This is a genomic window from Kaistella sp., from assembly GCF_032060305.1.
GTDB lineage: Bacteria > Bacteroidota > Bacteroidia > Flavobacteriales > Weeksellaceae > Kaistella > Kaistella yananensis.
Map to the genome: position 1 here is coordinate 9,522 of NZ_DAMBHK010000075.1, position 1,235 is coordinate 10,756.

The 1,235-nt window shown below is 38.3% G+C and carries 2 protein-coding genes; both read left to right on the forward strand.

The genetic code is table 11. The annotated features are described in order from the left end of the window. Nucleotides 1–357: 357 nt before the first annotated feature. On the forward strand, nucleotides 358–609 hold the full coding sequence (locus tag V5N63_RS09920; RefSeq protein WP_059344219.1) for a heavy-metal-associated domain-containing protein: 252 nt from the start codon (nucleotides 358–360) through the stop codon (nucleotides 607–609). A gap of 502 nt (nucleotides 610–1,111) precedes the next feature. Beyond that, nucleotides 1,112–1,183, forward strand: a complete 72-nt coding sequence (locus V5N63_RS11925; RefSeq protein WP_236628125.1) for a four-helix bundle copper-binding protein — start codon at nucleotides 1,112–1,114, stop codon at nucleotides 1,181–1,183. Nucleotides 1,184–1,235: the final 52 nt, after the last annotated feature.

A 1,235-nucleotide genomic window follows, 5' to 3' on the forward strand; every position in this document is an offset into this window, starting at 1 on the left:
AGACCCTATGATGAAATGAGTTAACCTTAGAACTTAGGCGTATGAAATTATAAATAGGAAATAGTTGCGAAATAGAAACGGCAATCGTAGAGACGTTTGCGCAACTCTCGATAAACTTCAGGTATAGTTTTGATGTTACTTGGCCTTTTTTTCAAAGCGAAATTATACAGAAACTAACGAAAATTATGCAGAACATCCGTTTAAGAAACTTGTACTTTTACAGTAGTAATTACAACCAGGTCGCTATCAAAAAGCTACTTTATTGCAACAAGAGTTTGGTCAAAATACGGCTCACAGAACGTATTTTAAATGGATAGTCGGAAAGTAACAATATATAAAATAATAAAAGCAAACAAAATGAAACAACAAATTGAAATAACAGGAATGTCCTGCGAAGGCTGCGTTAAAAATGTCGAAAAAGCGTTGAAAGAAATTGATGGCGTACAGAATGTAAAAGCGAGTCTGCATCCACCGCGCGCAGTTATTGAAGCAGAGAAATCGATTAATACAGCGCAGTTAACGCAAGCCTTGGCGAAAGTAGGTTATAGTATTGCCGGCGCTTCCGTAGATGAGAATTTAAAAAAGTCTGGCGGCTCCTGTTGCTGTTGAAAAGTATAAACTGCGCGGGCAAGTATAATGTTAGTACGATGGGAACGATAACGGTAGAAATGCTCCGCTGAAAACTAAGTGAAAGAAGCAACTAAATTTTTTTTTAAAAAAATCAAAGTAGCCAGCAATAGCTTGCCTGATCGAACGCACTTATGATTGCGACAGTATTGGCGCAGAAATTGCATATTTATTGAAAAAACCAACCTATTTATTAACATAAAAACCAACAATTATGACAGGTTATCACACGTACCAAAGTTGTATTGAAGCATGTTTAAAATGTGCTGCAATATGTAATCACTGTGCTTCATCATGCACTCAGGAAGAAGATGTAAAAATGATGGCGAGATGCATTCAGTTAGACATGGAATGCGCAGCGATCTGCTATGCCTCAGCACAGTTAATGAGCCTCGGCAGCGACAAAGCAAAAGAAATTTGCCGTATTTGTGCCGACATCTGTGAAGCATGTGCTGCAGAATGTGAAAAACATGCACAACATGGAATGGATCATTGCCGTGAATGTGCAGAAGCTTGCAGAAAATGCGCCGAAGAATGCCGGAAAATGGCAGCGTAATTTAAAACGGGTGGTGATTTTAATGATTGCCACTCTTTTTATCTACATCCTA

Coding starts and splice junctions, on each gene's coding strand:
- V5N63_RS09920 (WP_059344219.1), top strand. CDS start 358: ATGAAACAACAAATTGAAATAACAGGAATGTCCTGCGAAGGCTGCGTT.